24 protein-coding genes and 2 pseudogenes are annotated in these 24,930 nt (G+C 57.5%); 13 read left to right on the top strand and 13 right to left on the bottom strand.

What is annotated here, in order from left to right; translation table 11 throughout:
* Nucleotides 1–19: 19 nt before the first annotated feature.
* The 3 genes from M1D34_RS22875 to M1D34_RS22885 form a co-directional block, all read right to left on the bottom strand.
* Nucleotides 20–316 (bottom strand): hypothetical protein, encoded by a 297-nt coding sequence (locus tag M1D34_RS22875; RefSeq protein WP_498782265.1) that lies wholly within the window; start codon nucleotides 314–316, stop codon nucleotides 20–22.
* Nucleotides 317–482: 166 nt separating this feature from the next.
* Nucleotides 483–2,516 carry an acyltransferase family protein gene (locus tag M1D34_RS22880; protein WP_498784355.1) on the bottom strand — a complete coding sequence of 678 codons (2,034 nt, stop codon included), beginning with the start codon at nucleotides 2,514–2,516 and terminating at the stop codon, nucleotides 483–485.
* A gap of 105 nt (nucleotides 2,517–2,621) precedes the next feature.
* Entirely contained in the window at nucleotides 2,622–3,611 is a 990-nt protein-coding gene (locus M1D34_RS22885) for a KpsF/GutQ family sugar-phosphate isomerase (protein ID WP_498782267.1), read from the bottom strand.
* A gap of 277 nt (nucleotides 3,612–3,888) precedes the next feature.
* Between M1D34_RS22885 and M1D34_RS22890 the strand changes: the two genes are divergently transcribed.
* Nucleotides 3,889–4,626, top strand: a complete 738-nt coding sequence (locus M1D34_RS22890; protein ID WP_498782269.1) for a hypothetical protein — start codon at nucleotides 3,889–3,891, stop codon at nucleotides 4,624–4,626.
* On the opposite strand, the gene M1D34_RS22895 is transcribed toward M1D34_RS22890, so the two are convergent.
* Nucleotides 4,602–6,095 carry an ArnT family glycosyltransferase gene (locus M1D34_RS22895; protein WP_498784357.1) on the bottom strand — a complete coding sequence of 498 codons (1,494 nt, stop codon included), beginning with the start codon at nucleotides 6,093–6,095 and terminating at the stop codon, nucleotides 4,602–4,604. The two genes, M1D34_RS22890 and M1D34_RS22895, sit on opposite strands and share 25 nt — an antisense overlap.
* Before the next feature lie 342 nt (nucleotides 6,096–6,437).
* Between M1D34_RS22895 and M1D34_RS22900 the strand changes: the two genes are divergently transcribed.
* Entirely contained in the window at nucleotides 6,438–7,127 is a 690-nt protein-coding gene (locus tag M1D34_RS22900; protein WP_498782271.1) for a glycosyltransferase, read from the top strand.
* A 127-nt stretch (nucleotides 7,128–7,254) separates the two neighbouring features.
* Here M1D34_RS22900 and M1D34_RS22905 read toward each other — a convergent pair whose 3' ends face one another.
* From M1D34_RS22905 to M1D34_RS22915, 3 genes are all read right to left on the bottom strand, one after another.
* Nucleotides 7,255–8,160 (bottom strand): glycosyl transferase, encoded by a 906-nt coding sequence (locus tag M1D34_RS22905; RefSeq protein WP_498784359.1) that lies wholly within the window; start codon nucleotides 8,158–8,160, stop codon nucleotides 7,255–7,257.
* A 62-nt stretch (nucleotides 8,161–8,222) separates the two neighbouring features.
* Nucleotides 8,223–8,954, bottom strand: a complete 732-nt coding sequence (locus M1D34_RS22910) for a membrane-anchored protein (RefSeq protein ID WP_498782273.1) — start codon at nucleotides 8,952–8,954, stop codon at nucleotides 8,223–8,225.
* Nucleotides 8,955–8,981: 27 nt separating this feature from the next.
* Complete coding sequence (locus tag M1D34_RS22915; RefSeq protein WP_498782275.1) at nucleotides 8,982–9,827, bottom strand: 3-deoxy-manno-octulosonate cytidylyltransferase; 846 nt, start codon at nucleotides 9,825–9,827, stop codon at nucleotides 8,982–8,984.
* Nucleotides 9,828–10,057: 230 nt separating this feature from the next.
* Between M1D34_RS22915 and M1D34_RS22920 the strand changes: the two genes are divergently transcribed.
* Nucleotides 10,058–10,972: a glycosyltransferase family 92 protein gene (locus tag M1D34_RS22920; protein WP_498782277.1), complete on the top strand. Its 915-nt coding sequence runs from the start codon at nucleotides 10,058–10,060 to the stop codon at nucleotides 10,970–10,972.
* Between the two features lie 58 nt (nucleotides 10,973–11,030).
* Nucleotides 11,031–12,002: a mitochondrial fission ELM1 family protein gene (locus M1D34_RS22925; protein WP_498782279.1), complete on the top strand. Its 972-nt coding sequence runs from the start codon at nucleotides 11,031–11,033 to the stop codon at nucleotides 12,000–12,002.
* A 20-nt stretch (nucleotides 12,003–12,022) separates the two neighbouring features.
* Here M1D34_RS22925 and M1D34_RS22930 read toward each other — a convergent pair whose 3' ends face one another.
* Nucleotides 12,023–12,868 carry a glycosyl transferase gene (locus tag M1D34_RS22930; protein WP_498782281.1) on the bottom strand — a complete coding sequence of 282 codons (846 nt, stop codon included), beginning with the start codon at nucleotides 12,866–12,868 and terminating at the stop codon, nucleotides 12,023–12,025.
* A gap of 426 nt (nucleotides 12,869–13,294) precedes the next feature.
* On the opposite strand from M1D34_RS22930, the gene M1D34_RS22935 reads away from it, so the two are divergent.
* Nucleotides 13,295–13,516 carry a heavy-metal-associated domain-containing protein gene (locus tag M1D34_RS22935; protein ID WP_498782283.1) on the top strand — a complete coding sequence of 74 codons (222 nt, stop codon included), beginning with the start codon at nucleotides 13,295–13,297 and terminating at the stop codon, nucleotides 13,514–13,516.
* Nucleotides 13,517–13,646: 130 nt separating this feature from the next.
* On the opposite strand, the gene M1D34_RS22940 is transcribed toward M1D34_RS22935, so the two are convergent.
* The gene (locus M1D34_RS22940; RefSeq protein WP_498782285.1) at nucleotides 13,647–14,165 is read right to left on the bottom strand and encodes a hypothetical protein; all 519 of its coding nucleotides are present in this window, start codon (nucleotides 14,163–14,165) and stop codon (nucleotides 13,647–13,649) included.
* 77 nt (nucleotides 14,166–14,242) lie between these two features.
* Between M1D34_RS22940 and M1D34_RS22945 the strand changes: the two genes are divergently transcribed.
* The 6 genes from M1D34_RS22945 to M1D34_RS22970 all read left to right on the top strand — a co-directional run bounded on the left by M1D34_RS22945 (nucleotide 14,243) and on the right by M1D34_RS22970 (nucleotide 19,037).
* Nucleotides 14,243–14,776: a Crp/Fnr family transcriptional regulator gene (locus tag M1D34_RS22945; RefSeq protein ID WP_498782287.1), complete on the top strand. Its 534-nt coding sequence runs from the start codon at nucleotides 14,243–14,245 to the stop codon at nucleotides 14,774–14,776.
* A gap of 92 nt (nucleotides 14,777–14,868) precedes the next feature.
* A protein-coding gene (locus tag M1D34_RS22950; RefSeq protein WP_011970797.1) for an IS630-like element ISRm2011-2 family transposase occupies nucleotides 14,869–15,815 on the top strand; the annotation gives its coding sequence in 2 pieces (ribosomal slippage) (nucleotides 14,869–15,208 and nucleotides 15,208–15,815; 948 coding nt in all).
* 347 nt (nucleotides 15,816–16,162) lie between these two features.
* Complete coding sequence (locus M1D34_RS22955) at nucleotides 16,163–16,360, top strand: hypothetical protein (protein ID WP_498782289.1); 198 nt, start codon at nucleotides 16,163–16,165, stop codon at nucleotides 16,358–16,360.
* Between the two features lie 138 nt (nucleotides 16,361–16,498).
* On the top strand, nucleotides 16,499–16,879 hold the full coding sequence (locus M1D34_RS22960) for a YbaN family protein (RefSeq protein ID WP_498782291.1): 381 nt from the start codon (nucleotides 16,499–16,501) through the stop codon (nucleotides 16,877–16,879).
* 530 nt (nucleotides 16,880–17,409) lie between these two features.
* Nucleotides 17,410–18,573, top strand: coding sequence for a calcium-binding protein (locus M1D34_RS22965; protein ID WP_498782293.1), 1,164 nt, complete (start codon nucleotides 17,410–17,412; stop codon nucleotides 18,571–18,573).
* A gap of 224 nt (nucleotides 18,574–18,797) precedes the next feature.
* Nucleotides 18,798–19,037, top strand: coding sequence for a hypothetical protein (locus M1D34_RS22970; protein ID WP_498782294.1), 240 nt, complete (start codon nucleotides 18,798–18,800; stop codon nucleotides 19,035–19,037).
* A gap of 188 nt (nucleotides 19,038–19,225) precedes the next feature.
* On the opposite strand, the gene M1D34_RS22975 is transcribed toward M1D34_RS22970, so the two are convergent.
* The 3 genes and pseudogenes from M1D34_RS22975 to M1D34_RS22985 all read right to left on the bottom strand — a co-directional run.
* The gene (locus M1D34_RS22975; RefSeq protein WP_498782296.1) at nucleotides 19,226–19,426 is read right to left on the bottom strand and encodes a hypothetical protein; all 201 of its coding nucleotides are present in this window, start codon (nucleotides 19,424–19,426) and stop codon (nucleotides 19,226–19,228) included.
* A gap of 54 nt (nucleotides 19,427–19,480) precedes the next feature.
* Nucleotides 19,481–19,854: pseudogene (locus tag M1D34_RS22980) on the bottom strand (hypothetical protein).
* Nucleotides 19,855–20,296: 442 nt separating this feature from the next.
* Nucleotides 20,297–21,244 (bottom strand): annotated as a pseudogene (locus tag M1D34_RS22985) (glycoside hydrolase family 19 protein); the annotation flags it as partial.
* Between the two features lie 192 nt (nucleotides 21,245–21,436).
* Here M1D34_RS22985 and M1D34_RS22990 point away from each other — a divergent pair.
* On the top strand, nucleotides 21,437–21,655 hold the full coding sequence (locus M1D34_RS22990) for a hypothetical protein (protein ID WP_498782298.1): 219 nt from the start codon (nucleotides 21,437–21,439) through the stop codon (nucleotides 21,653–21,655).
* A 1,148-nt stretch (nucleotides 21,656–22,803) separates the two neighbouring features.
* The gene (locus tag M1D34_RS22995; protein ID WP_498782299.1) at nucleotides 22,804–22,995 is read left to right on the top strand and encodes a hypothetical protein; all 192 of its coding nucleotides are present in this window, start codon (nucleotides 22,804–22,806) and stop codon (nucleotides 22,993–22,995) included.
* 896 nt (nucleotides 22,996–23,891) lie between these two features.
* Here M1D34_RS22995 and M1D34_RS23000 read toward each other — a convergent pair.
* A protein-coding gene (locus tag M1D34_RS23000) for an IS630 family transposase (protein ID WP_498779537.1) occupies nucleotides 23,892–24,835 on the bottom strand; the annotation gives its coding sequence in 2 pieces (ribosomal slippage) (nucleotides 23,892–24,499 and nucleotides 24,499–24,835; 945 coding nt in all).
* Between the last annotated feature and the right edge of the window lie 95 nt (nucleotides 24,836–24,930).

Genomic DNA, 24,930 nt, shown 5'->3' on the forward strand with positions numbered 1-24,930 from the left:
CAGCGGGGCGCGTTCCGAACTACCGCCATTGGCGGTAATGCGAGGCAGATAGCGGCCTACCTGCAATCGGCGACATCGTGGTCGTCCGCCCCTCCACCGCCCAGTTCAGAATTGCATTTGCCTCGGCATGCATCTTTGCTCTGATCTCGGCCCGTTCCACTTCACTGGAGACGAATTGCAGCGGTATTCGTTCAAGTGCGCTGAGTACGTCCTGCTTGAGGTCGGCATCGGGATCGTCCCTGAGCCTTTTGGTTGCAAGGACTTTCACCAGAAACTCAAGGGTCGCGACCCGCAATCCGTCATCTTCGAAATGCAAACTTCCGCCCCCCGGTGATTGCACCTTGACCAGAGATTAACAGCGGCGCTTGTCAGTGGCAATTCGGATTTACAGTACACGAAGTATAAGAATGAACGCGGCGAAATATTCAAAGTTTCATGACAGAGAACTGTCTCACGTGCGGACGAGTTCCGGCCGCTGCCGCTCAGCGATTCGAAGCCTGGACGCTCTCTCGCATTATGCTCAGCACGGGTCGGAAGAGTGCTGAGAGACTTTCCGCACCTTTCGCCGACAGGTGATCTCCGTCCTTATAGAGAACGGTGCCTTCTCGCATAACATGACACCTGGAGGCGTCGCAGATTTCGCTCATCGGATCGACAACCAAAGCTCCACTCGATCTGGCCGCATCCGTCAAAACCCGCCGGGCCAAGGCTTGGCGCCTGTTCGTGTATTCAACAGAAGGAGCTATGTCGAGCGAGCGTCCAGACGCAGCCGCTCGTGCGAGGGCCTCGGGAACGTCGAACCCCATCTCCGGAACGTCCATCACAAGAATCGCCTTCGATCCCTGCCGAGCGAGCTTGGTCAAAGTCGCATCAAGTCCCTTCCTGACCGGAATAGACCGATCGGTCCGGGAGGGTGCGACGCGAGGGTCAAAGAAAATGCCCTGACCCGGAAGCTCTTCTCGGTGGACGTACTTGGGCCAATAGCCGACCATGAAAATGAAGGCGAACTTTCTCTTCTCGATCAGCGACATCACTGCGGAATTGTGATCGATGCACCTCTTGACCGCCCCCGGAGGACCGAAATCCGTATTGGGCAAGGGCGGGCACGATCCGCGCCCGACGAACATGCCCGATATACCCATCTGGCGAGAGGCAAGGTCAATCGCAGGAGCGATCGCAGCGGCATGAGAATCTCCCCACACAAGGAACCGCGGCTCGCCCGCAGTCTCGACTCCGACCCGACAGATCTCCCCTCTCCTTATCTGAACCGGTGTCAGACCTTCTCCATTCGAATCGGTGAAACACCGCTTGGAGGAGAATGGGCTCTCATCATAGGTGGCCTGGTAAAGCGTTCGGGCCTTTTCGGGCAACCTTTGGGGAATGCCTTCCAAGTCATTGACGATGAAGCCGAAGGCGACCGCCGAAGAAATAGCAGCGCTACTCACGCCGATGATCGCGACGCGCGAGGATGCTAGCGCGCCATACCGCGCAGGCTGCTCGACGAACCTCCATGAAATGTATGCGAGCGCGAAGGACATCGCCACGGCGGTCAGCGCCCATCCGGTTGTCAGTTCGTGGCCAAGGCCGTAGCGCAAAAACACGATTACGGGCCAATGCCAGAGGTAGAGGGAATATGAGATGCGTCCGATGAAGACCGAAACCGGATTACCGAGTAAGCGCCCTATCGCTCCGCCTCGACAGTGTGCGTGGATCACAAGGGCCGTTCCGAGGCAGGGCACTGCGGCATAGACGCCCGGAAAGGGCGTATCGGGAGAATAGACGAAAACGGCCAGGAGAACTGCCAGCAGACCGAGTGCGGCCAATGCCTGTGACCCGCGGGAGCCATAAGTTGAGCGCGGAGCAATGGCAACAAGGACTCCAATCAGCAACTCCCAAACGCGAAAATGCAGCAGGTAGAATGCTTTTTCCGGCGAGTGCACGATCCCCCAAATGCTTGCCCCGAAGGACAAGAGCGCAACCGCCAACACGATTGCCGGAATGTGCTTACGTGCGAACTTGAAGGCAAGGAAAACCGCGATGGGAAAAAACAGGTAGAACTGCTCTTCCACGGACAGAGACCAGGTATGAAGCAATGGCTTCATCTCCGAGGAGAGATCGAAATAGCCGCTCTCGCTACGGAACAGAATGTTCGAAATGAATAAGGCAGCGGCTTGTACGCTATCGCCGAAATACCGAAACTCCCGCGGCATTAGCAAAAACCATGCCGCAACGGTCGAAACGGCAATCATCGTGAACAATGCCGGGAAAATGCGCCTCATCCGCCGAAGGTAGAAGGCCCAAAAGCTGAAGCTGCCGCGCTCCAGGTCGGTGAGGATGATCCTCGCCATGAAAAAGCCGGACAAGACAAAAAAGACGTCGACCCCGACGAATCCGCCGGAGAACGAACTGAAGCCTGCGTGAAAGAGGAGCACAGGCAAAATCGCCACGGCCCGCAAACCATCCAGGTCCGGACGATACTCGAAGTCTCGGTGGATTACTGCCAAGCTGGTCCCCATTTCCATGGCCGAAAGCCAAAAGCGGCGTTTCAAGTCCACCTCAGGATCGTAAAGTGCGCTCCCTCGGAGACTGGCTCGTCAACCTCCGGGCGGCACTATTTGTGTTTAGGCAACGCCGGCACGCAGAAGATCGTGGACGTGCAAAATGCCCGACGGCCGGCCTGAATCATCGACCAGGAACAGCACCGTGATCTTTTGCGATTGCATCATTTCCATTGCCGCACTGGCCAGCATTCCAGTCGTAATCACGCGAGGCATATGCGACATCACGGTCTCGACCGTGAGGAGCAAAAGATCTTGTGACATGTGGCGCCGCAAATCCCCATCGGTAATGACACCGACAAGCTCACCGTGGCTACCAACGACGCCGACGACCCCAAAACCCTTCGAAGACATCTGGATGACCGCTTCGCTCATCGGGCTGCCGATCGGCAAAAGTGGCACAGCCTCGCCCGAATGGGCCAGCTCTTGGGCGAGCAGCAACTGCGAACCGAGCTTGCCGCCCGGATGAAACGTCTTGAAGTCCTCGGCCGAAAACCCACGTCGCTCAAGCAAGGCTATTGCAAGAGCATCCCCCACCGCCAATTGCAGCATTGCAGACGTGGTCGGGGCTAGACCATGTGGGCATGCCTCCGGCACTTTCGGCAGCACCACCGGGACCGTGGAGTTGCGAGCGATTGTGCTGTCGGCATTCGACGTGACGGAAATGACCGGGACACTGAAGCGCTTGGCGTAAGTGAGGACGTTCCCGAGTTCGACCGTCTCACCGGACCATGAAAGCAGGATAAGCAGATCCTGCGCGGTGATCATGCCGAGATCGCCGTGACTCGCTTCCGTCGGATGCACGAAATAGGCGGACGTACCGGTAGACGCTAGCGTCGCGGCGATCTTGCGTCCGATGTGCCCGCTCTTACCAACACCCGCGACAACAACGCGGCCACGCTTGGAGGCGACGAGTTCGATGGCGTCGACAAAACTACGGCGCAAGGCTGCATCATCCGCCAGACAGGCCGCCAGTGCATTGATCCCGTCGGCGGCAGTGGCGATCGTACGACTGATCGACGCCAGTACTGTGTCACTTACAACCACGTTCATTTCTTGACTGCCCGAAATTGTCGACGGCCGTTTTAAAGGCGTCGCTTACCGTTGAAGTCTTCGAAATCAAATCAAGATGGCTAAATTGTGCGACTTACGAGTATTTCCACACTTTCTGAGGCGTGATCGACAGAAGAAATCAGAAAACTGCAACACCGGCTCCCCCGTCTAATCGAAGACCCAGCGGCGAATGGACACGTAGCCAGGCTTGTGCGAGACATAAGATGTCAGTCCCTTAAGTAAATGTCGCCTGCCTACCTGTCCAATGGAATTCGCGATGACGATTGAAGCTGAAGCACTTGAAAAACTGCGAGAAAAGCACCGCCGCTGGCTCTCGCGACTCGGCATTCTCGATAAGCCGTGGCTGATTCTCGGTTCCGCGCCCTCCCCCACGATTCCGCCGGACCTGATTGGATATTGCGCACGCGTTGACGTCAATAACGCTGGCAAGACGGCCAATGCGCTGGGTCTCCCACCCGCCGATTTGACGTTCCGAAAGCGCAAGAAGTCGTGGGAAGAGCACCCCTATGTAAGGACGAAAGGTCTTCTATGGCTTCATACGAAGTCTATCTGGGTGATGTACCTGAAACTTCTGGCAATGCCGCAAGTTCGCTACAAAAGCCTAATGCGTGCCACCAAAGCTGAGCGCGAAGCGATCGTCAACGTCGTGAGCGGCGGGCTTCCCTCCGATATTGGAGAAGTCGGCAAGGTGACGAACGGAGTTGCCGCCCTGTGCTACGCACTTTTCATGGGAGTGCCGTCCGTGACGCTTGCCGGGTTCTCAGTCACCAAGATGGGCCATTCTTATGACGACAAGGGGAGAATTCGCCGGCAGATTGCCGAAGACACCTTCGTTCTTACGCAGTTGAGAGATCGAGGGAATGTCTTCACGACCGAGTTGGAACTCTCTGAGCATATCGGCCTGCCTTTCGTGCGCGATAAAGGCGACATCGCCGGCAAGCTGGACACCCCGATCGGCGCCAACCCCGCTCAGTGGAAGTCCGCCCAAATATAGGCAAAAGTGTATGTGTCGCCCGGGCGCCCGGCGTTGTAAGGAACTGAGACGATCGTCGGCTTTGCGTCGGCAATAGTCACGGGCATGAGTTGCAGTAGGGCCGAAATGCGAGGAGGAATCGCCTTTCGCCCCTTACCTTCTTCCGACCAGACCGCCAAAATTCGCCCCGAGGGAAGGCGTCTCTCCGTCTCCGGAGAAAATCCGGTCAGGATGATCGGAGTGTCGGGAAACTGAATCCTGAGATTGCCCGCCACGATCCTGTCGTCGACCACGATGGCGACCGGGGGCGGACCCGGGTCAGCGCGCACCGTGCGGGCAAAACCGTTGTAAGGCGTGTGCGCGAAGGAATAGTCGCCGATCATCGGCCCGACAAAGACCCTTGCCCAAAGCATCAGGATGACGCCGACGGAGAGGATGCCCGATATCGAAAAAAGTGCGGGCAGGCGCCGAGCAGGATCCAGGCCGGCGGCATCGATTTTCAGTGTCAGATAAAGTGGGAGAAGTGCCGTAAAAAGCGCCAACCACTTCGCACGGATGTGAGTCGCATCCATTGCAACGACGATAAGCGCTATCATGAGAAAGCAGGCGACAATCATCCTGCCGACGACCCTCGTCCATAGGCTCTCGGCGCGAAGGATTTTCCCGAGATCCGCGTAGAAGAGCAATCCGAAGACGGCAAGGGTCAGTGCGACGCCCTTGAGGGCCGCAACCGCGAGCGAGACAAGGCCTTGGATGGCGTGCGGCAGCAGCGCGCTATCTGCCCCCTCCTTCATCTCAGCGACAGTGACACCGGTGGCATGTCCAAGATTATTGACGATCCAGTAGGCATGGGGTGCCACGATCAGCGCGCAAACGGCAACTGATGCGAGCACACGCCAGTCGAACAGATATTTGCGCAGATTTGCCTCTGGCAGGATAGCGAGCAGTGCCGCCGCGGGCAGGATAACGAAATTGTATTTCGAAATCGCCCCGAGCCCCACGGCAACGCCGACAAGCAAGTAATTGCCAACGTTTGGTGGGTTCTTTAGCGCACGGAAAAAGCCGTAGAGGAACAGCGACACCGCAAATAGCGCGGCGACGGTGTGGGACAAGTCGCGCTGTGACAGAAGGAAAACCGGTGGCAGCGTGAGGACACCCAGCACCGCGACCGCCGGAGCGACCCGACTGTTGGAGAGTACACGGGCGGTGAGCCCGTAGAATAGAAGGAAGAGGAACAGAAGCCCGTTTTTTACAATGGCCAGCGACGCAACGGAGATACCAAATAGGGCCACCACTCCATATTGAAGCCAATTGTAGAAGGGCGGCTGGGCTCCGTATCCGAACAGCAGATATTGTGAGAGCAGTGCTTGCTCGGATTCGTCTATCTCGAGCGAGTCCGGACGTAGAACTTTCAGGATGATGCTCAGCAGGCAATAACCAGCGATCAGAACGTATAAGAGATCCGGTCTTCGAACCAGGAGACTGCGCATTCTTCCCCCATCGTCGTCGCCCGCATTGGTGGTTATATCGCAGGCCAGCGACAAAGCTACTAGGCGAAGTTCGCGGAAATTGCCAGACGCCCTCCTGTGGATGACGGACAACCAACCACATCGTTCTTCTTCATCTCTAAGGACGAGACAAGGCGACCGGGAAGCGGTGTTGCCACCAAGATGAACGTTATCCGCTGCCCCAGGCTTCACGGCGCCGCCTTTTTTGGCTACACCTGGTATCGGGTTGAGACGCAAATCGAACGTCAGTTGAAATCGTTTCGCCGCTTAGAGGATCAAGCCAGACCAAGAACGTTTTGAAGCCTACCTATAATCGGAGGTGTAATGACGCAAGGTGCACATATTTACATCGGCTTCGACAGCAAGGAAGTCGTCGCCTATCATGTTCTTTGCCAAAGTATTCTGGAAAAGAGCTCCATCCCGGTTACGTTCACGCCGATATCCTTGAACAATGTCGAGAGAATTTTTACGCGCGAGCGGAATCCTCTCCAATCTACCGAGTTTTCTTTTTCGCGATTCCTGGTGCCTTATCTAAGCCGCTATGAGGGCTGGTCGCTTTTCGCCGACTGCGACATGCTCATGCGGACAGACATCGCCCAGTTGTGGGAGTTGAGAGACGATCGCTATGCAGCGATGTGCGTAAAACACGACTACGTTCCGAAAGTCGAAACGAAGTTCCTGGGCCAGGTCCAAACCAAGTACGAAAAGAAGAACTGGTCGAGCGTGATCCTGTTCAATAACGCCAAGTGCCGTAAGCTCGATTTGGATTACGTCAATACTGCGTCTGGGCTGGAGTTGCATCAGTTCAAGTGGCTAGAGTCCGACGACCTGATCGGCGAACTGCCCGCAAGTTGGAATTGGCTCGTAAACGAGTACGAATATTCGCCGGATGCAAAGCTTGTCCATTTCACAGATGGAGGGCCTTACTTCGATGAGTATAAGAACGATGACTACGCCGAGGAATGGTTCGCTACACGTGATCGTGTTCTTCATGTAACGCAGCGCTCGGCTTGATGGCTCGACACCCATAAGCCAATTTCATCGGGGCGGCGGCGACCAACTAACCGCTTCACGCCCCGATGTGGTGCTGCGATACAGCTTCGGCGCTTTAACGTCAGCTAACGCAATCCCGGCTAAAGCGTCACTCAGCTTTGGCAAAGGTGGCGTCGTAGCCAAATCCCATCCCGACGAGGGCCGATACAGGCGAGTGGTTTACGACCTCGATACCGCTTTCGGCGGCTATGCTGCGTGCCATGACCAGATGGTCGACGATCCGCTTTTGGGCCGCGACGATTCCCGAATAGGCCTTATCGGTTGTTTCGTAGTACCTCGGTTCATCGGCGTTACTGAGATCGATCCCCACGAAGCCGATCGAGCGGGGCCTCCAGGCGACGGCAAACTGTGCCGCTGAAACCGCGACCGAGCCTGCCTGGAAAATGCCGGCAAAGGGGTCTTCGGAAAAGCCGACGTCGCCGTCCTCGCTCAGCCTCACATACGGCAGCTTACGCAGTTCCGCGGTGTCCCGGCGTGCCACCCCGTACGGCTTTCGCAGGTTATCGATCAATACGATCGGCCTGTCTCGCAGCCATGTGCCATCCAGCTCGCAGATCGCCCTAATGACGCTCACAGACAGCAGACACACGCATCCGGCAGGAATCCGCTTCACGAGATCGAAGTGTCTCCATACGAACCGTTCGTCTTCGATTGCTATCGCCAGAGGCTTTGCGATTACGGTGGGAAAGAGGTGTAGCGCGCCGTTCAAGAGAAGGCAGGAAGACCCGTCTGCGCGGGTCAGATCGCATCGCGCGACCGAGGGGCCGGAGCCCACGATAAGCACATTCGACGGCTTTTCTTCCAGGGCGCGCAACGGGCTCGTGAGACGTCCTACCAACTCGCCTCGATACTGGATCATACCGTCGCGATCACCGGTTGCAAGTTCGAGCTTGAGTCCCGGAAACCAATCCTGAACATGGGCCTTGGAACGACCCAGGAGGAGGCGAACGGCGATCTTGATGCAGGAACGTGAAAGGGGACGATTTGAAATCATTGATTTCTCTAACGCAGGCGTTGAGCGGGCAAAACGACGACACAGGGCAAGTATGCACAGTACTAGCGGCTTGAACCGCACCACAACGGAATGCCTAATTCTTCCGAAACCGGCGGATCCGCGGTGAAGATCGGGCGGCCCTCACTAATCAACTTGGAAACGAGCACTTTATCCATTTGAACATGGAGACGCGTCAAACCCGTTGAATTGTAGACGTGACCGCTTGAGTTCGGATTTATTCCCGTGACGATGACGGCGGGTGCTCCGTTGTAGAGGGCAAAAAGGACCGCGTTCATACCGTTTGAGCACTTGGAATCGGCGTCCATCTCGAGGGAGCGCAAGTCAGCCACCCGATCCAGCAGCGCCATCCGCTCGTATCGATCGACGATTTCCAGTCGATCGTATTTATAGTCAAACGCTCGCAAGCCTTCCTCCAGGCGCGCGCGATCGTCCTTGCGCCAGAGAAATACGTAGAGGGTCCCTGTACGCTGCCCTTTCAGTACACGCCTGACCTCGATCGCGTTCGCAGTGGTTCCTTCGACCTGGTTGAACATCATCATGGTAATATCCGGCGCATCAACGCCCCACTTGGCGGTGACCGATTGCGAGCCGTTCACGGTAATGATCCTGAAGCTCTCGTCCAATCCGGCCGGTCTATTGGAGACAGGCGCAGATCCGACCACCACGACGGGGCTATTGAATCGAAAGGGTGCGGCCGGCGGATCCGGCCGCATAAAGCGGTACTTCAGATTCCGGTATATGCGCTTACGCGCGTCGGAGATCCATGATCCCATTTGTCCTCACCAGAAAATCGGTACTCGTCAATTCGGGGCCACTTTTGACTTCGTTTTCTTCAGAAACTTCGGCTTCAGCCGACGTAAAAATTCGTCGATCGACCGCAAAACGTTTGTTAAAGATATCAACTTGTCCACTTGTGCATCGGTCTGGTTCAGACGCGATGACAAGACTTCTGCGATCGTCGAAGAGATTTCGGCAGCGGGCAACTCCGGGAACCTTGAAGCAAGCGATGCGTAACTGTTTGTGCCGACACCGCCATGCATCGTCAGCTTGCCCACTCTTTCGAACAGGCGCAAGAAGACCTGCTCGAAGGTCCAATCGTGGACAGCCACAATCCGCCACTGTTCGCTGCGCTTTGCCGAGAATCCCGCCAAGATGATCTTGGCCGGAAGCGCCTGGTCGACCAGCCATAGGGCCATGGCGAAGCCGCTCGTAGGAACTTTGGCCTGCGGGTAAAAGTCGGCGCAGAAGCCGGTCAAATCCAAATGCCCGGTGGGCGTTCCCAAGTAATCGGAGCTTGTGTTCAATCTCTCGGTCGCGGCCAGGCGGATGTTCATGATGCCCAGGAAGTCCTGCGGCGCGAATAGCTTGACGACGTCAGCGACCTCTTGGCGGTAGACGATGTTTGCGCCTCCCGGCTGAGCGCGTGAAATCAGCAAGGAGTGGCCGGAAAATTGTTCATCAAGAACCTTGTAGACCTTATTGAAGAATACAAAGAGGGCCGTCCGCGGGTATTCGGCCTGAAGTTCCTTCACGTTAACCTGATCGCTATTAGCCACGAGGATAACGTGTGAATACCTCGAAAACAGAGCACGCCATTGCTCCGCAGTCGTCAAATTCTCCGTCGTTCCGGAGGCGGGAAAGTCCATAGTCACTCATCCCAACTTAAGCGTGCTTTCAGCGCGCGACTTCTCCATGCTACCGAGGCTTGGATTCCAAGTTCGGTTCTCTCCCTCTATAAAGGTGATGTATTCCAAATCAAAGCCGGCATGCTAGTTCGGAAGGTGCATGGTCGAAGGCTTGGAAAGTCCCTTCTGCGCCGACTGAGGTGAAGGGCAAAAAGGAGAGCCGTTCGATGTTTAGGGACCAAGGGGCGTAGATGTTTGGACTGAAGGCTAAACGGCATCTGACGAGAGAACTTGCTATCACACCTCCGCTGGGGGAGTTGAACCGACACGGCATTGCAATTGTCGCCTGCGTGAAAAACGAAGCCAGTTACATTGCGGAGTGGGTGCGCTTTCACCGGGCTGTCGGTGTTCGACATTTCCATCTCTACGATGACGGCTCGACTGATGGAACGGTCGAGCTGCTTCAGCGGTCACTGACCTGCCAAGAACTGACCGTCGTCCCTTGGAAAATGCGCATGCGGGATGAACAAAGTGGTGAGTTCTTGAACGGGCAGACGATTGCTTTCGCCCATGCGATTTTAAACTTTGGAGGTAAATATGAGCGTATGGCTTTCATCGACGTTGATGAATTCTTATTGCCCAAGAAAGGTCGAACGTTAGAGGAGGCATTACGAGGAGCCAACGGATTTCCTAACATCTCTTTGCCCTGGCATATGTTCGGTCATAGCGGTCATGTCTCGCGGCCAGCAGGGCCCGTATGCCTCAATTATAATATGCGGGTCTCCGATCCCATGCGGCAGAACCTCGATGCAAGCAATTTCAAATGCATTGTCGATCCGGTCGAGGTCACGAAAGTCGGCGTGCATCACTTCCAAACACGTTCCTGCGGCGACGAAACCGCAAATGATGCGGGGATGGTGGTGCCAAAGAAAAAGCGGAAGGCTGCCGAATTTTACTCCGCAGAGTTCCTGCAGCTCAATCACTATTATGCGAAATCGATCGAGGAGTTGAAGGAAAAGACAGACAGAGGTTGGTCTTTCGACGGCTCTGCAGAGAAATACCGGAACAAAGTCACTTCCACCATCAAGTATATCGAAGCGAACGCCATCGAAGACCGTAGCATGATCGATTTTGTCGACAAGAATGGAATCGATCTCGGCCAGTGATTCTAAGCCACGGTGAGGAACGGGGCGGAGGAAAACAAGCGTCATATTGGAGCTAAGCTTGCAAGATAACGACGACACACCGGTGAAACCGTCCAACACGAACTGTGTGTGGGCTGTGGCAGAAAGCAAGGCGGGAACGCTTACGCAGTGCCTTGGCGTTGGAAAACAGTTCAATCGCGAGCCGGTGGTCAAGTTGATCAGTCGGACGCGCGGCTTGAGAAAACTGTTCGAACCCAGATTGTTTCGAAAGAGGGAACAGCGTCCCGAGCTCGTAATCTCCTGCGGTTTCCGCGCTGAACCGGCAGTCCTCGATATAAAGGCGGCCTATGGCGGCAAGCCTGTAACCGTGCACCTCCAACGTCCGCGCATCGACGGATATGATCTCGTTTTCGTTTCTCGCCACGATTGGGTCGATGAATTGAACGGGCGGCCAAACTATCACTCGATGGTCGGAGTACCGCATCAGATTACCTGGGCGCGGCTCGCGCCTCTTAGGGATGCTGCGCGCAGACGATTGTCCCCGGACGGGCGCCCAATAGTCGCCGTCTTCGTAGGCGGCTCAAATGGCGCGTATGTTTACGACGACAGAACTCACCAAAATATAAAGGGCGCTATCGAACAATTGGAGAAAGGGGGCTGGCGCATCGTTGTGTCGGTCTCACGCAGATCTGAAGACCACACTCAGCAGGCCCTGTCGACACTCAACAGCGAAAGCATCGCTGTCTGGGACAGGCGAAGCGAGAACCCCTACCTCGACTACATGGCGGCCGCCGACGCATTCGTCATCGCAAAGGACTCGATCACGATGCCTTGCGAGGCCCTGGCGACGGGCAAGCCGGTCTTTACACTCGAGTTAACCCCTGTCGCGGGTCCGCGCCTGGACAAGTTCGAGCGCTATCACCGGGACCTGCATGAAACTTTGCAACTGACCCGGCCGTTTGAGGGAAAGATCGAACCCTACAGCTACAAACCACTCGATGAAACGCAACGCATCGCCTCGGTAATTAGGTCCCAGCTCAACCGCCCGTGAGACCCTTTGCGGCCGCACGATTATTCGCGCCAGTGCTCCGCCACCCAAGGCGTCGGACGGATATAGTGCCGCAAGTATTGTAGCGGTCCCTTGTTCTTCCTTTGCTTCGCATCGAAGACGCCCGCTATGTGTTTGAACGCTGTCTCGTGGGCACGCTTGGTTCCGTATCGGCCTTCTATCGCGTGCTGCGGGTGCAGACCGCGCGGAAAAATCACGACACGTGCATCATGCGGCAGGCGTGGCGCAAAGAAATAATTTAGCGGAAATGGCCAGCGGCAGTCCTGGCGAAAATGGAGAACCCATTTTCTCGGAAAGAACATTATCCCCCCAGGCGCCTTGCGGCTTACGAAGCGCTGCTCGTACCGGTACTCGTCGGCCACGCCCTGTGGGTCGGATCGGAACTTGTCCTGCAGCGGCACGAGTTTCCCAACGGGAAAGCGGAAGAGGGACGTTTGCCCGAGACGCTCAAAGGGTGTGGTTTGGTTTCTCGTCAGAACTATATCATCCGCCTCCCCTATCTCGAAAAAAACATCCAGCGATGACACGATCACGAGATCCAGATCGAGAAAAAGCACCGGGCCCTTCAGATTTCCCAAGGTCGGCCCCCACAGCCGCGCCTTGGGCCATATGCCTCTCGTGTTGGTCGGCATGCTCTGTACGTCGAGCGGAGGCAAATCTTCACAAAGTATCGCAGGGTTCAGACCTGCGCGACTGTCGGTAAAACAGGTGAAGGTAAAAGGCGGCGTGATGTTGCGAGCAACCATCGCGTACAGCCTGTTAATAAAGGGGGCTCCATATTTTGTGCCCCAATTGATGCATATGACTTGCTTCACGCCGCCACTTGCTGCCAAAACGTTTGTGGTCATTTGCTCCGTTCCCAGTTGCTGCACACTTCCTGCAGCCGTCGATCCCAAATGCGCTAGCAGGCGTGCCGACATGGGCACAAAGACTGAATAAGCGCGAGCATCGCATGACCCTATTACTTGCAAGCCGCGCCTTCGCCAAGACGGTGCGGCACCTCAAAATTCGCCATTACATCACGCAGAAGTGACGAGCAACTACCGCGCGCCTGCTTCACTGTCCCAAGTGATTTCTCGCCGTCAACGGCCGCTTTGGGACATAGAGCCACCTGCCATCGGCCGCATTGCGCCAATTTTCCTATCTTTGCCTCGCCTGTTCCGGTCTGGCCACCATCATCAATGAGTGCACAGTCAGAATTGTAGAGCACGCCCTTGACCTTGCCATCGTTGGAAGTTCCACATTCGCTCAAGTCAGATCAAAGGAGACTTTCGATGTATCACCTCAACCTAGAAGACGTGACCTGCGGACATTGCGCCGCCACGGTCGAGAAGGCCGTCCAAGCCGCCGACCCGAAGGCGAAGGTTACGGTCAATCTCGAGGCGAAAACGGCTTCAATCGAATCCGAGATCGGATCCGATGCATTCATCGCTGCGATTGAAGGCTCTGGTTACCGGGCGTCCATCAAGAAGTCCTGCTGCAGCCACGTCGATTGATATCCCAGGCAACCGCAACAATCACGCGCGCCGTGTCGGCGGCGCGCGTGATTGGCAAATAATGGAAACTTAACGAGCCGATCCGGCAAAACGAAATCAGGATGGGAATGGTTTCTTGAACCGGCAGATCTCAACGGGCGTATCCGCGCAGCTCGCTGTACTGCTTGACCTGAACTTCGGTTAGCACGCGCATCATCGCAAGATGGGCGGTTAGATGAATGTAGCGGAGGTTTGCTCTGATTGTTTCCACGTCGCGAAGTTTCGCACGAAGACTGGCCTCGTTGATCGAGCCCTCCCGGAACGCAATCTCTAGCGCCAATTCGCTCGCTATCAGTCTCTTTCCGTCGATCACCGCGTCTTCTCGCATCCTCTCGAAGATGCGCTGCGTCGATGTTTCCTGGTCGGCGCTTAAGGCGAGGTCGGCCTTCATTTTCAGCACATGAGAAGGTCCTGGCATGCCGTTAAGCTCGGCGGCCTTCGCCAAGCCCCAGCCTCCCCCACTTTCAAGTTCTGCAAGATCATCCGCCGTTAGGCTTTTGATTACGCGGAGCTCTTGGCCGGCGTAGGGCGAATGGTGGACGTGTTCTCCCTCGGCCGCTGCGGGCAGAGGCAGGGTAACGGCAATAAGCATAAGGAACAAGATTTTCATGGGAACACCAGTTGGAAATGAACGAGAGAGGGTGTTCAGCTTGCCAACCGATCGCAACCGTGAACATGATAGTTATCATGTCGGATGAAATTTTTGCCATTCTTCGGGCAAGGGCTGTCGCGCGTAGATCCTTTGTGCAGGGCGATCACCTCTTTTACAGAGGCGATCCGGTACGGGTCATGTTCCTGGTAACCGATGGATGTGCAAACCTCGTGCGCTATCAGGAGGACGGCGGCCCTGCCGTTTTGCAGCGTGCCAGGCGAGGAACGGTGTTAGCCGAAGCCTCTGTGTTTTCGGACCAATACCACTGCGACGCCGTCGCCGCGATCGCGACGGAAGTGGTTTTGGTCGCAATCGGCGAGATCCAGCGGCTGCTGAACGAGGACCATGTCTTCGCTTTGGAATGGTCACGCCACCTCTCGAACGAACTGCAACACACCAGGAAGCGCGCCGAAATTCTTGCCTTGCGGACAGTCGCAGCCCGGCTGGACGCCTGGCTGACTTGGAGCGACGGCGATCTTCCCGCGAAGGGTGAATGGCGAAGACTTGCGGAAGAGATCGCAGTTTCTCCGGAAGCACTGTATCGCGAGATTTCACGTCGCCGCGGCTAGAGCGGGATGCATTTAGGCGGAATCGGAAAGGGGATTCCTTTTTCTGCGCAAATCAGATTCACCATTCAGGCCGGTGAAGGAGGCCGGCCTTTATGGCGAGACCTTTTTCGAATGATCTTCGGGAACGCGTTGTCGATGCGGTGACGGGCGAGGGCCTATCGTGCCGGGCAGCGGCCAAGCGCTTCGGCATCGGCATCAGCACCGCGATCGATTGGGTGCGGCGGTTTCGCGAGACGGGCAGCGCCGCACCCGGCCAGATGGGTGGGCACAAGCCCCGCAAGCTTTCCGGTCCGCACCGGGCTTGGCTGCTTTGCCGCTGCCGCGAGCGCGACTTCACGCTGCACGGACTTGTCGCCGAGTTGAGCGAGCGCGGCCTGAAGGTGGATTATCGCGCCGTCTGGACCTTCGTGCACGAAGAGGGGTTGAGTTATAAAAAAAGACGCTGGTCGCCAGCGAACGGGAGCGGCCCGACGTCGCCCGCCACCGGGCACGATGGCTGAAGCACTGCCCCGGAATTGATCCCGCCCGCCTCGTTTTCATCGATGAGACCTGGACGAAGACGAACATGGCGCCGCTGCGGGGCTGGGCGCCTCGCGGCGAACGACTGGTGGGCTACGCCCCCTTCGGCCATTGGAACACCATGACCTTTGTCGCCGCACTCAGGGCCGACCGCGTCAGCGCTCCCTTTATCCTCGATGGCCCGATCAATGGCGAACGCTTCCGCATCTATGTCCAGCAAGTTCTGGTGCCGGAACTCAAAGCCGGCGACATCGTCATCCTGGACAATCTCGGCTCCCATAAGGGTCAGGAGATCCGCGCCGCCATCCGTAAGGCCGGCGCCCGCCTGTTCTTTCTGCCGAAATATTCCCCCGATCTCAATCCGATCGAAAAGCTCTTCGCCAAAATCAAGCACTGGTTGCGTGAGGCACAGGCCAGATCACGCGATGCAATCCATGACGAACTGCGCCACATTCTCCAAGCCGTCACCCCACAGGAATGCGCAGCCTACTTCAAAGAGGCGGGATATGAACGGGCTTAAATACATACCGCTCTAAGATCGGAGATACATCTTCAGGAGCCAGAGTCGGCAGCGATCAGCGGCCGGCGGTTCGACATGGCAGCTGTGATGGAATTCAAAGTGCGCCCGGTCCGTGCGGGAATTGCCTCGCCGTGCGAGAGCGAGAGGCCGGCAGACCTGGAGGAGATCGCTTCGGCATGCCGCAAGGTTGGCGACCTTCAACTTTCGCCATCCCTCTGGTCGAGAAAACCTTCTCAGAGTGCCCTGGGATAATTGCATGGAATGACGAGCGCTTGGAAGAAAAAGGGAGCCTTGTCATGTGACTGGATTTTCGATTTGATCGACACCGGCAACACAGGGGCAGCTCGATGACTTACCTCGAAGAAGATTCAGAACGCGGAATTCAGCTCTTCATGGCTGAATATGCGGTCAACCGGGAAGAAGCCCTTCGTCTCATCGTTCGAGACTGGTTGGGCAGTCACGGTTATCTCGCCCTAACCGAGGATGAATCAGGACTCGGCAAAGACACCGCAATCGACGACACGGCGACGCTTGGCGCGGCCTAGAGCAGCGAGGCGCTTTCTCCCCGCCACTCCTGTATGTTGAGGAATGAAGCACCTTGTATCTCTCCAATGCGGAGCTTTATTTCGTCTCGGCGGGAACACGCGTCGCCGGGCTGCGGCAGCCAACCGGAGAGAAGGCAGATGAATCTTTCCATGCGCCTTGCACTTCTCAGCCTCGCCTGGGTGATGGTCGGGCTCGGCATTGCCGGAATCTTTCTCCCGCTGCTGCCGACGACGCCTTTCCTCCTCCTGGCAGTATGGTTGTTTTCGCGCTCCTCGCCGCGCCTCGCGAAATGGCTGATGGAGCACCCATTGTTGGGGCCACCATTACGTGACTGGCGGGAAGAAGGAGCAATCTCGCGTCGTGCCAAGATAACTGCAATTTTGCTCATGAGCTTGGCGCTCGTCTACTTGTGGGTTGCGTTCGAGCCACCGGCAATCGCTTTGCTCGCGATTGCCGGGATCATATTCACCTGCGGTGCCTTCATCGTGTCCCGTCCAGAACCGCCAAACAAACGATGAGATGAGCAGCAAGTCCGCCGCGCTACTTCTTTCGACACGTCCTCTTGTGGGCAGTGCGGAAAGGGATGAGTGCCGGCCGGCAGTGATGAATGAGATCGCTCCTACGAATAAGTGCGGCAGCGCTCTTGACCCCCAGGAGAGAGGGCTACTTTTCCGGATGCGCCGATACACAAGGTTGCGGCATATCCAGAAGACCAGTTCGGGAATTATTTCGGGACACCGTGGCTCGGATCTGCATTTGCCGCTCTCGGGCTAGGTCAGCTCGAACACCGCCGCGCCATCCTCTCGCGTCCTGATCCCTTGACGCCGAATATCGCAGCTTCCACTCTTCCGTCCAGTGTTCCCAACAAGTGGTCTAGTCCGCCTGTCCGAATTGCGTGTGATGTTTTTAAGCCTTAATTGATGGGCTGGCACTTTTTCAAATGAGCGAACGCGCCGTGAGAGAGGTTGCGTGCGGTTGACCGACAAGTCTTGTCACTTTTGCGCCTCCTCACGAATTTCCACCTCCGCCAAACATCTAGAGGGAAGAAATGATCTTCAATGGAACTAGCCTGTCCGACGTCATACGTGGCTTTCTAAGCGACGATGAGCTCTGGGGCTATGCGGGGGATGATTATCTCCAGGGCCGCGAAGGCAATGACAAGCTTTTCGGCGGCGATGGTAACGACTATATCGTCGGCGGGCTCGGAGACGACTATGCCGAAGGCGGCGATGGCAACGATCGGTTCGACGGCGGCCTCGGAAACGATGCGTTCATCGGTGGACTGGGAAACGACATCTTCGACGGCGGAGATGGCAGCGACATCCTGTACGGCGGCGATGGCCATGACCATTTCGTGGGTGGTCGCGGGCACGACAAGATCTATGGGGGCGCGGGCGAAGAATACATCGACGCAGGCGACGGCGACGACATCATCTTTGCTGGGTCGGGAGACGACGGGTTCAACAATCGGGTGAATCCCGCTACCGGGAAGCTGACGCAGCAGGCGGTCGCCGGCGGGGCCGGTAACGACACGATCTATGGCGAAGAGGGCAATGACGCGCTTAAGGGCCAGGCGGGTGACGATCGCGTCTACGGCGGGATCGGCAACGACATCGTCGATGGCGGCAACGGAAACAACTATCTCGATGGCGGCGACGGCAACGATGTGTTGGATTCGGAGGGCGGAAACGACGAAGCCCATGGCGGCAGCGGCAATGACAGAATCTCGGTAGGTGCCGGTAACGACCGGGCTTTCGGGGATGGCGGAGATGACACCGTGACCGGCGGGGCCGGCGACGATCATCTGAGCGGCGGCAACCATCAAGATCGCGTTTTTGGCGGAGCTGGCAATGACACACTGCGGGGCGACGCAGGCCGAGACGTTCTCTCAGGCGAAGCGGGAAGCGACATACTTTGGGGCGGGGCCGATTCCGACCGCTTTGTCTTCAAGGGCCTAGCGACACTAACTGGCCGGGATACCGTCATGGATTTTCAGGATGGCCTGGACTTGCTTATCATCGAGGGGCTCGGCGTCAAGCAGTACTCAGGTTCCGGCGCGGCAGGTACGATCTACGCCTACGACGCCGCCGGCGGTGACGTGCTGGTGAAGGGTTACAATTCTGCCGGAAACGCGTTCTCCATCCTGGTGGACGATCCCAACGGCAGTTTCACCGCTGCCAACTTCTCGAGGGCGGACTTCCTTTTTGCATAGCCTGAAGAGATCACTGACGCGAATCTACCCGAATGGTGCGACGTATTTTGGAAGTGCCGGCTGCGGCCACATTGCCCGAGTTGACCGGCGGGCGCTGACTGCGCGATTTGGGAAATGGCAGAGCATTCTTCCGCTCGCACGTAAAATGCGTGCGGAAGTGTGACAACCGAGACGGCAATGCCATCTTGATCAGGGAGCCCAAGCGGTGAACAGAGGAGACGACGATGGCGGATGCGCTCAAAATGAAGCAGCTGATCTGGGATTGCCAGAAGGACATTGCGGCGTATCTGCCGCCGGCGAGTGGCATTTCGGAGCACGAGCTGGTGAAAATGCTCATCGCCCGCCTCGACGGGCGCCAGGCGAAGGAAGCGCTGGGAGAAGATTGGAAGGGCTGGTGGCCGGACGATGACGGCGGGGACGATGACGGCGGCAGCCCCGCTCCTCAAGATCGAGAGTTGGCCTGACACAAATAGAGCTGCAGTTAGGATTGGCCAAGATCCGCTGCAGCTCCGGTCGCGACGCTGTCATCATCTAGCTTGGGCCTATTCGCCCTGTTCCATCCAAGGGAACCGCTTCGAACGTCGCTTGCACATATTCTACTCTCAGCAGGGGCAGAATCAAGGGAAAGCGCCGGATCGGTCGGCGCTGACACTCAACGTCTCTTCTGATCAGGGAATGGCTCTCGCCCCAAGGCCCTGGCGATTTTACGCCAGGCGTGTGCGCCCATCCCTGGTATCCGCAGTATCTCTGCGGCGGACAGGTGCTGCATATCTTCCACTACCTCGTATCCGAACTGGTTAAGCTCGGCGAGAAGCGACGGCGTAAGCTTCAAGTCTTCAAGTTTCGTGCTCATGCCGAAGATCAGATCAGGTCAACGCGCACCGCGCAATTGCATGATTATGCAACATCAGCGCCGCAACTGCGCGCCGTCGCGCTGGCTGGCCTCGATCCTCTGCGGGATCTCGCGCATCACGCGCGTATCCATGGAAAGGCTGTTGACCGTGTTCTCGACGGCTTTCATTGATGTCGCCGCTTCGGCCGCCTGCTTCTCAACCGCCGATATTCGAAGCTCGTGATTGTCGATCTGCCTGAGGGAGACTTCGGCAGCCGTCACACGCTTACGGAGGCGATCAATGGAATTGGGCTGCGAATCCTGATTGGCGTTCACCCTCTCCCACGTCGCGTCCCACGCTATGAGACTGCCTGCAGAGCCGAATAGGATCACGAATGTGTTGAGGTTGAATTCAAACCTCCAAACCTCCACTTCGGAGTTGCGACCATCTTTTCGGCTCCCTGTGTTTCAGACAATCCCCTGCCCCTCGCGTATGCAATGCCGGATCGTTGATTAATTGCCGCAGCCGAGCGAACGCAGCAGCCGGTTATGGGCCGCCGCGCCGTTCGCGAACGGCCTGTCGTTCTGGAGGATGATGTAGACGGTCGTTTCAGGTTCGGCCGGAGCGGCTTGAAGCCGTCGCGCGCATTCCCTTTCGTCGTCATCTGCAGGCCGTAAGAGCCGCGCAGATCAGCGGCGGAAGAAGTAGAGACTTCGGCATCGATCTCGCCTTTCTTGCGCAAGATTTTCACGTAACATTCGAGCGCCTCGACGGCGGCCAAGGCCTGGCGCTGATGTGACTTGCCTTGGAAGTAGGCGATCGGTCCCGCCACTCCGATCGCGAGCGCCGCCAAAAGCTTCGGGATGTCGACGATGGAGAACATCACGCCATCCCTCGACCTGTTTCGCGAACGCCTTGCGATCGGCGTTCTTGCGCCAGTAGAGGAAGCCGGCGATGCCTCCAAATGCGACGAGGATCAGGAGGAGGTTCTGCCAAGGTAGCCGATCGCCGTCAGGAGCGAAGCGCCGCCACCGATGACAGACGGGGTGATGACCTCTTTCGATTTCCACCACGGCGCATCGAGGCCGGGAGGCGTGACCGGTACTAGGGCCGGCTTCTCCTCGATCACCGGCGCCGCTTTGTCGTCCGGCCGTGCCGCCTCGCCCGGTGTGAGTGCCACAACCGCCTTGTGATGGCAGCGCGGGTTTTCGGCCCGACGTCGCAGTCGACCTGCAGCCGCTGGTCAGCCTGGAACTGCAGGACGTTGTCAGCGCGATACCGAGGAGAACGAGCGATCCTGGCGAGCCGATCAATGCGATCGGACAGGCCGTTCTTGCCGCCATTGACCTTCTTTGTGATGGTCTTGGCGAAGCCTTCGTCGGCCCAGCGGTTAAGGCCGCGCGTGTCCCAATAGAACAGCGGCACCAGACCTTCCCGAGGATCGGTTTTGACGGCATCGGGATCATCAACAAAGTCCGGGCAGGCTAGGTCGGCCGCTCGGCACCAGTCTCGGAACTGGCGGTAGTTTTACTTGCCCGTGAGCTGCATGCCGGTGCGGCCACGGTAGAGATAGCCGTCGCCATCCTTTTCCGGCGTGTTGCCGAGATCGGTGCGCGTGTCGTAGCGCTACTGCTGGCGTCGGCCCCCGGATTTCCCGATCGTACCGGAAGTCGCCGCTTTCGTGCATGAGCTGGGCGAATACTGCGCGAGGCGATGCGGCCGATCCGTGCCGAAGCGGTCCTGCACCGGTCCAAAGCGACCAGCACGGACGCAAGATTGATCTCATTCATTCTGCTCTTTGCGGCGTCGCGAACGTGCTGAGCGGTGATGGCGCTCATTGGTAGCTTCTGATTGTTGTTGGAAATGTTCAGCGGGACTAAGCCACACTGGCTAATGGCGGGCCGAATTGGTCCGGCTTAGAATGAAACTGGTCGTCTCACACCTCGTAGGCGGCTCGGGAGGCTCGTCACCGGCCGCAGCCGTGGGCGGGCCTCGCCGTTGGCGCAGCACCGGTGCTAAAGGATTGGGACATGGACGATCGCGAAGCGAGAAGCGCCGGCGATGCTGAACCGGCTCCGGACCTTTCGGAAGTCGCGGCACAATGTGCCGCTGCGGACCTTCTGGACTTTGCGGCGCAGCTTGCCGGCCTGGCCGAAGACCTCAAAGCTCTAGCAGCAAGGCCGATTGAGCCAATACCGACATTGGCCGAGCCAGACCATCCGCCTGAAGCAACTTCTTCTGACCTATGAGCAGCCTCATCCCGAACGTGAGTTCGAGGGCGTCGGGAAGGGTTCCCCAAGCCACATGATCTCCCGATTTGCGGTTGTGGTAGAATTAGTTCAGAGAGAATCGACCACCGCCTTGGGGCGATCGCACATAAGCCACCCATGGACAGCAATGAAGGGGACGAGCATCCGGACGAGTCCGATATGCTACGCGACCACTCGTGAACTGCGGTTCACGATTTCTTTGACAAATTTGTAAGGCTCGAGCTCGGCAACCCAGGCAACGTAAAGCCCGTCGGCGAAGGAGTAAGTGAAATGCGCATTCGCTGAGGCCCTGGCTAGGAGTTACCCGTGAGGCACTCTGTAATTCCTTAGCGAACATGGCGATCTTAAGCTTTCCACCCTGCTCAGTGTAACTAGGGCTGTTGGCATCAAGCTCACCGTTGAGGCGGTGGACCGAGGAAATAATTACGCCGAACAAGGCTGGGGGCGTAGCGAACAGGACTAATGGATGGGCGGACTAAGCCCGATGGGCGAATGGCTGCAGGAAACTGATTGTGGTTTCCTGATCCCCAGCCGCCAGCACCCATCACTCCCAGGCGGTCAGAGGTCTGCCGTTGCCGGAGAAAGCGGCGGACCTCGGTCTTTTGGCAATCAGCCCGAAGCAAGCTCCGAGCGCGGCGCCGCCCCCTTAGCCCTCTCCGTCTCGCCGCCTTTAACGGCAAAGATTGACCATCGGTACTGATTGCCCTTGGTGATGGGCCGGGGCCTGAACTGACGAAATGAGATTGGCGGGGACATTCAGCGTCACGCTATCGACGGTAAGATGTGGGGTGGTGACGCCGGGTTATATTATGTCTGATCATACTCGACCGAAGGCGACCGGCTGACGGCCGCTGTCACCACAAGCCGCCATACGACGCCACAACGGCATCACGTCGGTTTTCGGAGTCGATAAGGTCGCCATAAATTTCGATGGCGGCGTTTCCGAAGACAGCATCTTGGTCAAAGGACGTCGCCGCATGCACCTGGCATCAACTTCGCTGCAGATCTTTCTCGCTCCAACGACTCATCGCAGCCGTCAGATCAGGCAATAAGTATTACTTACTTAGTTCTTGCTTAATTAGACTTAAGTAGCATAGCCTGGCCTCCTTCGCTTTGGGAGGAGCAAGATGGTCGAACGCGTTGAAGCCGATAAGATTTCCAAGCAAACTACTACTAAGGTATGGAACATACACGTTTTTTGCCTGCGGCAACGCTTGCCTCAAGATGAGGAGAAGCGCTTGACCAGCCTTTTCGGCGATTTCGCTGAGGCTTCGGAGTTGCTTCACAATGCCAAGCGCGCGCCCAGGTGGCGGTACTGAGATATTAGTGACCACCAGGGGTGCGCATCGTAGAGAGATGTCGGTGGTACGATAGGCGGGAATGCCGACCGCTGCAGACAGTACGCTGCCAGCGTATATGCGCTGGCAGGTGGCAAATCCCGACGGAGATGCCCATGACGAACCACAGACAACTCGCAGATAACCGCGCCACTAAGATCGGTCCTCGGCGTAGGCAATAAAAATCGCGGCACTCGCGCCGATAATCGCGACGCACTGGAGCAAGAAGAGAATCAAATCTGTGGACATCGCGGCGCCCTCCGCAAAGACGCACCGTTCCTCTGATTTAGGGCGTTCTTATGTTCTAGGACGCCTTATAGTTACCCCAAGCTCGCACGCGGCTCAGGGTCCCGTCGCGATTACACTGACGGAAAAGAAAACGTCCGCTCGAGGCGGGCGTGGGATTTCACCCCTTCATACGGATACGTTAAATCGCGCCACGAATCGGCACGTGCGGCGCAATTGTTTGTTGTCGTCTGCAGCGTCGCGCCAGTTGCTCCTGGGTCTGGGAAGCGCGGCCGCTAACGCCTGCGCGAGATCAGCATGCTTGCTAAAAAGCCATCTCAGCGAAGGGAGCGTGCCGCGGTAGCGAGGCTGGCGAGGTTTGCGGGGTGGCAGGCCTTTGGGACTCCGGAGTCGTTGGTGCATCTGGCGGGTTGCGGCCGTTTCCGGCCGGTCGCAGTTTGCCGGCAACGAACTCATGTCCGGCATATCGGTCCCGGAGGTCCGCAAAGGTGAAGCGTCTTTCGACGAGGGTTGGCCAGAGCATTTCGTGGATGGTCCCGATGCGCGGCTAACCCTTGTCCGTAGCGCTTGGACGTCTCAAGCCATCGCCCCGGATCTCATTCGACCTGCTCTTCGCCTAGAGCACGTCCACTTTAAACCGGGTCATATCCTGCTGCTGCGAAGTAGTTCGCACACTCTTGCGGCTCGAAGAGTTTGACGATGTCGCCAACGGTGTTCCACAGGGCGTCGACGGAGCGTTCGGCCCGTGCCCGCAGAAGCGCCTTGAGCTTTGAGAAGGCGTTTTCGATCGGGTTGAAGTCGGGGCTGTAGGGCGGGAGATAGAGCAGCGTGCAGCCGGCGGTTTCTATGGCCTGTCGGATGCCATCCGCCTTGTGGGCCGGCAGGTTGTCCATGACGACGATGTCGCCGGGCGTGAGGGTCGGCACGAGAACCTGCTCGACATAGGCCCGGAAAGCCACTCCATTCATCGCCCCGTCAAGGACCATCGGCGCGGTCATGCCGGAGAGCCTGAGCGCCCCGGTGAACGTCGTGGTTTTCCAATGACCGTGCGGAACGCCCGATCGGCAACGCTCTCCGCGCGGCGCGCGACCGCGAAGCCGGGACATCTTCGTGGAAAGACCCGTCTCGTCTATGAAGACGAGGCGGGCTGGATCGAGATCAAGCTGGGCATCGAACCAGTCCTGACGCCGCTTCAAGAGGTCTGGCCGCTCCTGCTCCAATGCATGTGCGGTCTTTTTTTGAATGTGAAGCCGCGCTTGCGCAGCCAGACGTCGAGGGTGCTGCGGCCGATAGAGACGGATCGGTCCTCTTCCAGACGCAAAACCATCTCGTTCAGCGTGATGTCCTTCGACGCCTCGATCATGCCGATGATGAAAGCCTCATGATCGTCGAGACGGGAACCTCCAGGTCGACCCTGCTTGGCAGCGCTCACCTGACCCTGCCGAGCGCTCGCGATCCAGGCAATCGCCGTCGAAATCCCGATCCCGAACCGCGCTGCAGCCGACCGTGCGGACATCCCACCAGCCGACGCAGCCAGAACCCGGTGGCGAAGATCATCACTCAATGCTCGGGCCATGTTCCCTCCGACAAATCAAAGACAGGAGGAGGGAATCACAGAACGCTCTGAAAAGGAATCCTCATGCCGATTCCGCTTTCATCGGACGCGCTCTA

This window comes from Ensifer sp. D2-11 (genome assembly GCF_054161295.1).

Excerpts from the sequence above, each read along its gene's own strand:
- M1D34_RS22880 (WP_498784355.1), bottom strand. The coding sequence starts at position 2,516 with ATGGGGACCAGCTTGGCAGTAATCCACCGAGACTTCGAGTATCGTCCG.
- M1D34_RS22885 (WP_498782267.1), bottom strand. The coding sequence starts at position 3,611 with ATGAACGTGGTTGTAAGTGACACAGTACTGGCGTCGATCAGTCGTACG.
- M1D34_RS22890 (WP_498782269.1), top strand. The coding sequence starts at position 3,889 with ATGACGATTGAAGCTGAAGCACTTGAAAAACTGCGAGAAAAGCACCGC.
- M1D34_RS22895 (WP_498784357.1), bottom strand. The coding sequence starts at position 6,095 with ATGCGCAGTCTCCTGGTTCGAAGACCGGATCTCTTATACGTTCTGATC.
- M1D34_RS22900 (WP_498782271.1), top strand. The coding sequence starts at position 6,438 with ATGACGCAAGGTGCACATATTTACATCGGCTTCGACAGCAAGGAAGTC.
- M1D34_RS22905 (WP_498784359.1), bottom strand. The coding sequence starts at position 8,160 with ATGATTTCAAATCGTCCCCTTTCACGTTCCTGCATCAAGATCGCCGTT.
- M1D34_RS22910 (WP_498782273.1), bottom strand. The coding sequence starts at position 8,954 with ATGGGATCATGGATCTCCGACGCGCGTAAGCGCATATACCGGAATCTG.
- M1D34_RS22915 (WP_498782275.1), bottom strand. The coding sequence starts at position 9,827 with ATGGACTTTCCCGCCTCCGGAACGACGGAGAATTTGACGACTGCGGAG.
- M1D34_RS22920 (WP_498782277.1), top strand. The coding sequence starts at position 10,058 with ATGTTTGGACTGAAGGCTAAACGGCATCTGACGAGAGAACTTGCTATC.
- M1D34_RS22930 (WP_498782281.1), bottom strand. The coding sequence starts at position 12,868 with ATGACCACAAACGTTTTGGCAGCAAGTGGCGGCGTGAAGCAAGTCATA.
- M1D34_RS22935 (WP_498782283.1), top strand. The coding sequence starts at position 13,295 with ATGTATCACCTCAACCTAGAAGACGTGACCTGCGGACATTGCGCCGCC.
- M1D34_RS22940 (WP_498782285.1), bottom strand. The coding sequence starts at position 14,165 with ATGAAAATCTTGTTCCTTATGCTTATTGCCGTTACCCTGCCTCTGCCC.
- M1D34_RS22945 (WP_498782287.1), top strand. The coding sequence starts at position 14,243 with ATGTCGGATGAAATTTTTGCCATTCTTCGGGCAAGGGCTGTCGCGCGT.
- M1D34_RS22955 (WP_498782289.1), top strand. The coding sequence starts at position 16,163 with ATGACTTACCTCGAAGAAGATTCAGAACGCGGAATTCAGCTCTTCATG.
- M1D34_RS22960 (WP_498782291.1), top strand. The coding sequence starts at position 16,499 with ATGAATCTTTCCATGCGCCTTGCACTTCTCAGCCTCGCCTGGGTGATG.
- M1D34_RS22965 (WP_498782293.1), top strand. The coding sequence starts at position 17,410 with ATGATCTTCAATGGAACTAGCCTGTCCGACGTCATACGTGGCTTTCTA.
- M1D34_RS22970 (WP_498782294.1), top strand. The coding sequence starts at position 18,798 with ATGGCGGATGCGCTCAAAATGAAGCAGCTGATCTGGGATTGCCAGAAG.
- M1D34_RS22975 (WP_498782296.1), bottom strand. The coding sequence starts at position 19,426 with ATGAGCACGAAACTTGAAGACTTGAAGCTTACGCCGTCGCTTCTCGCC.
- M1D34_RS22990 (WP_498782298.1), top strand. The coding sequence starts at position 21,437 with ATGGACGATCGCGAAGCGAGAAGCGCCGGCGATGCTGAACCGGCTCCG.
- M1D34_RS22995 (WP_498782299.1), top strand. The coding sequence starts at position 22,804 with ATGGTCGAACGCGTTGAAGCCGATAAGATTTCCAAGCAAACTACTACT.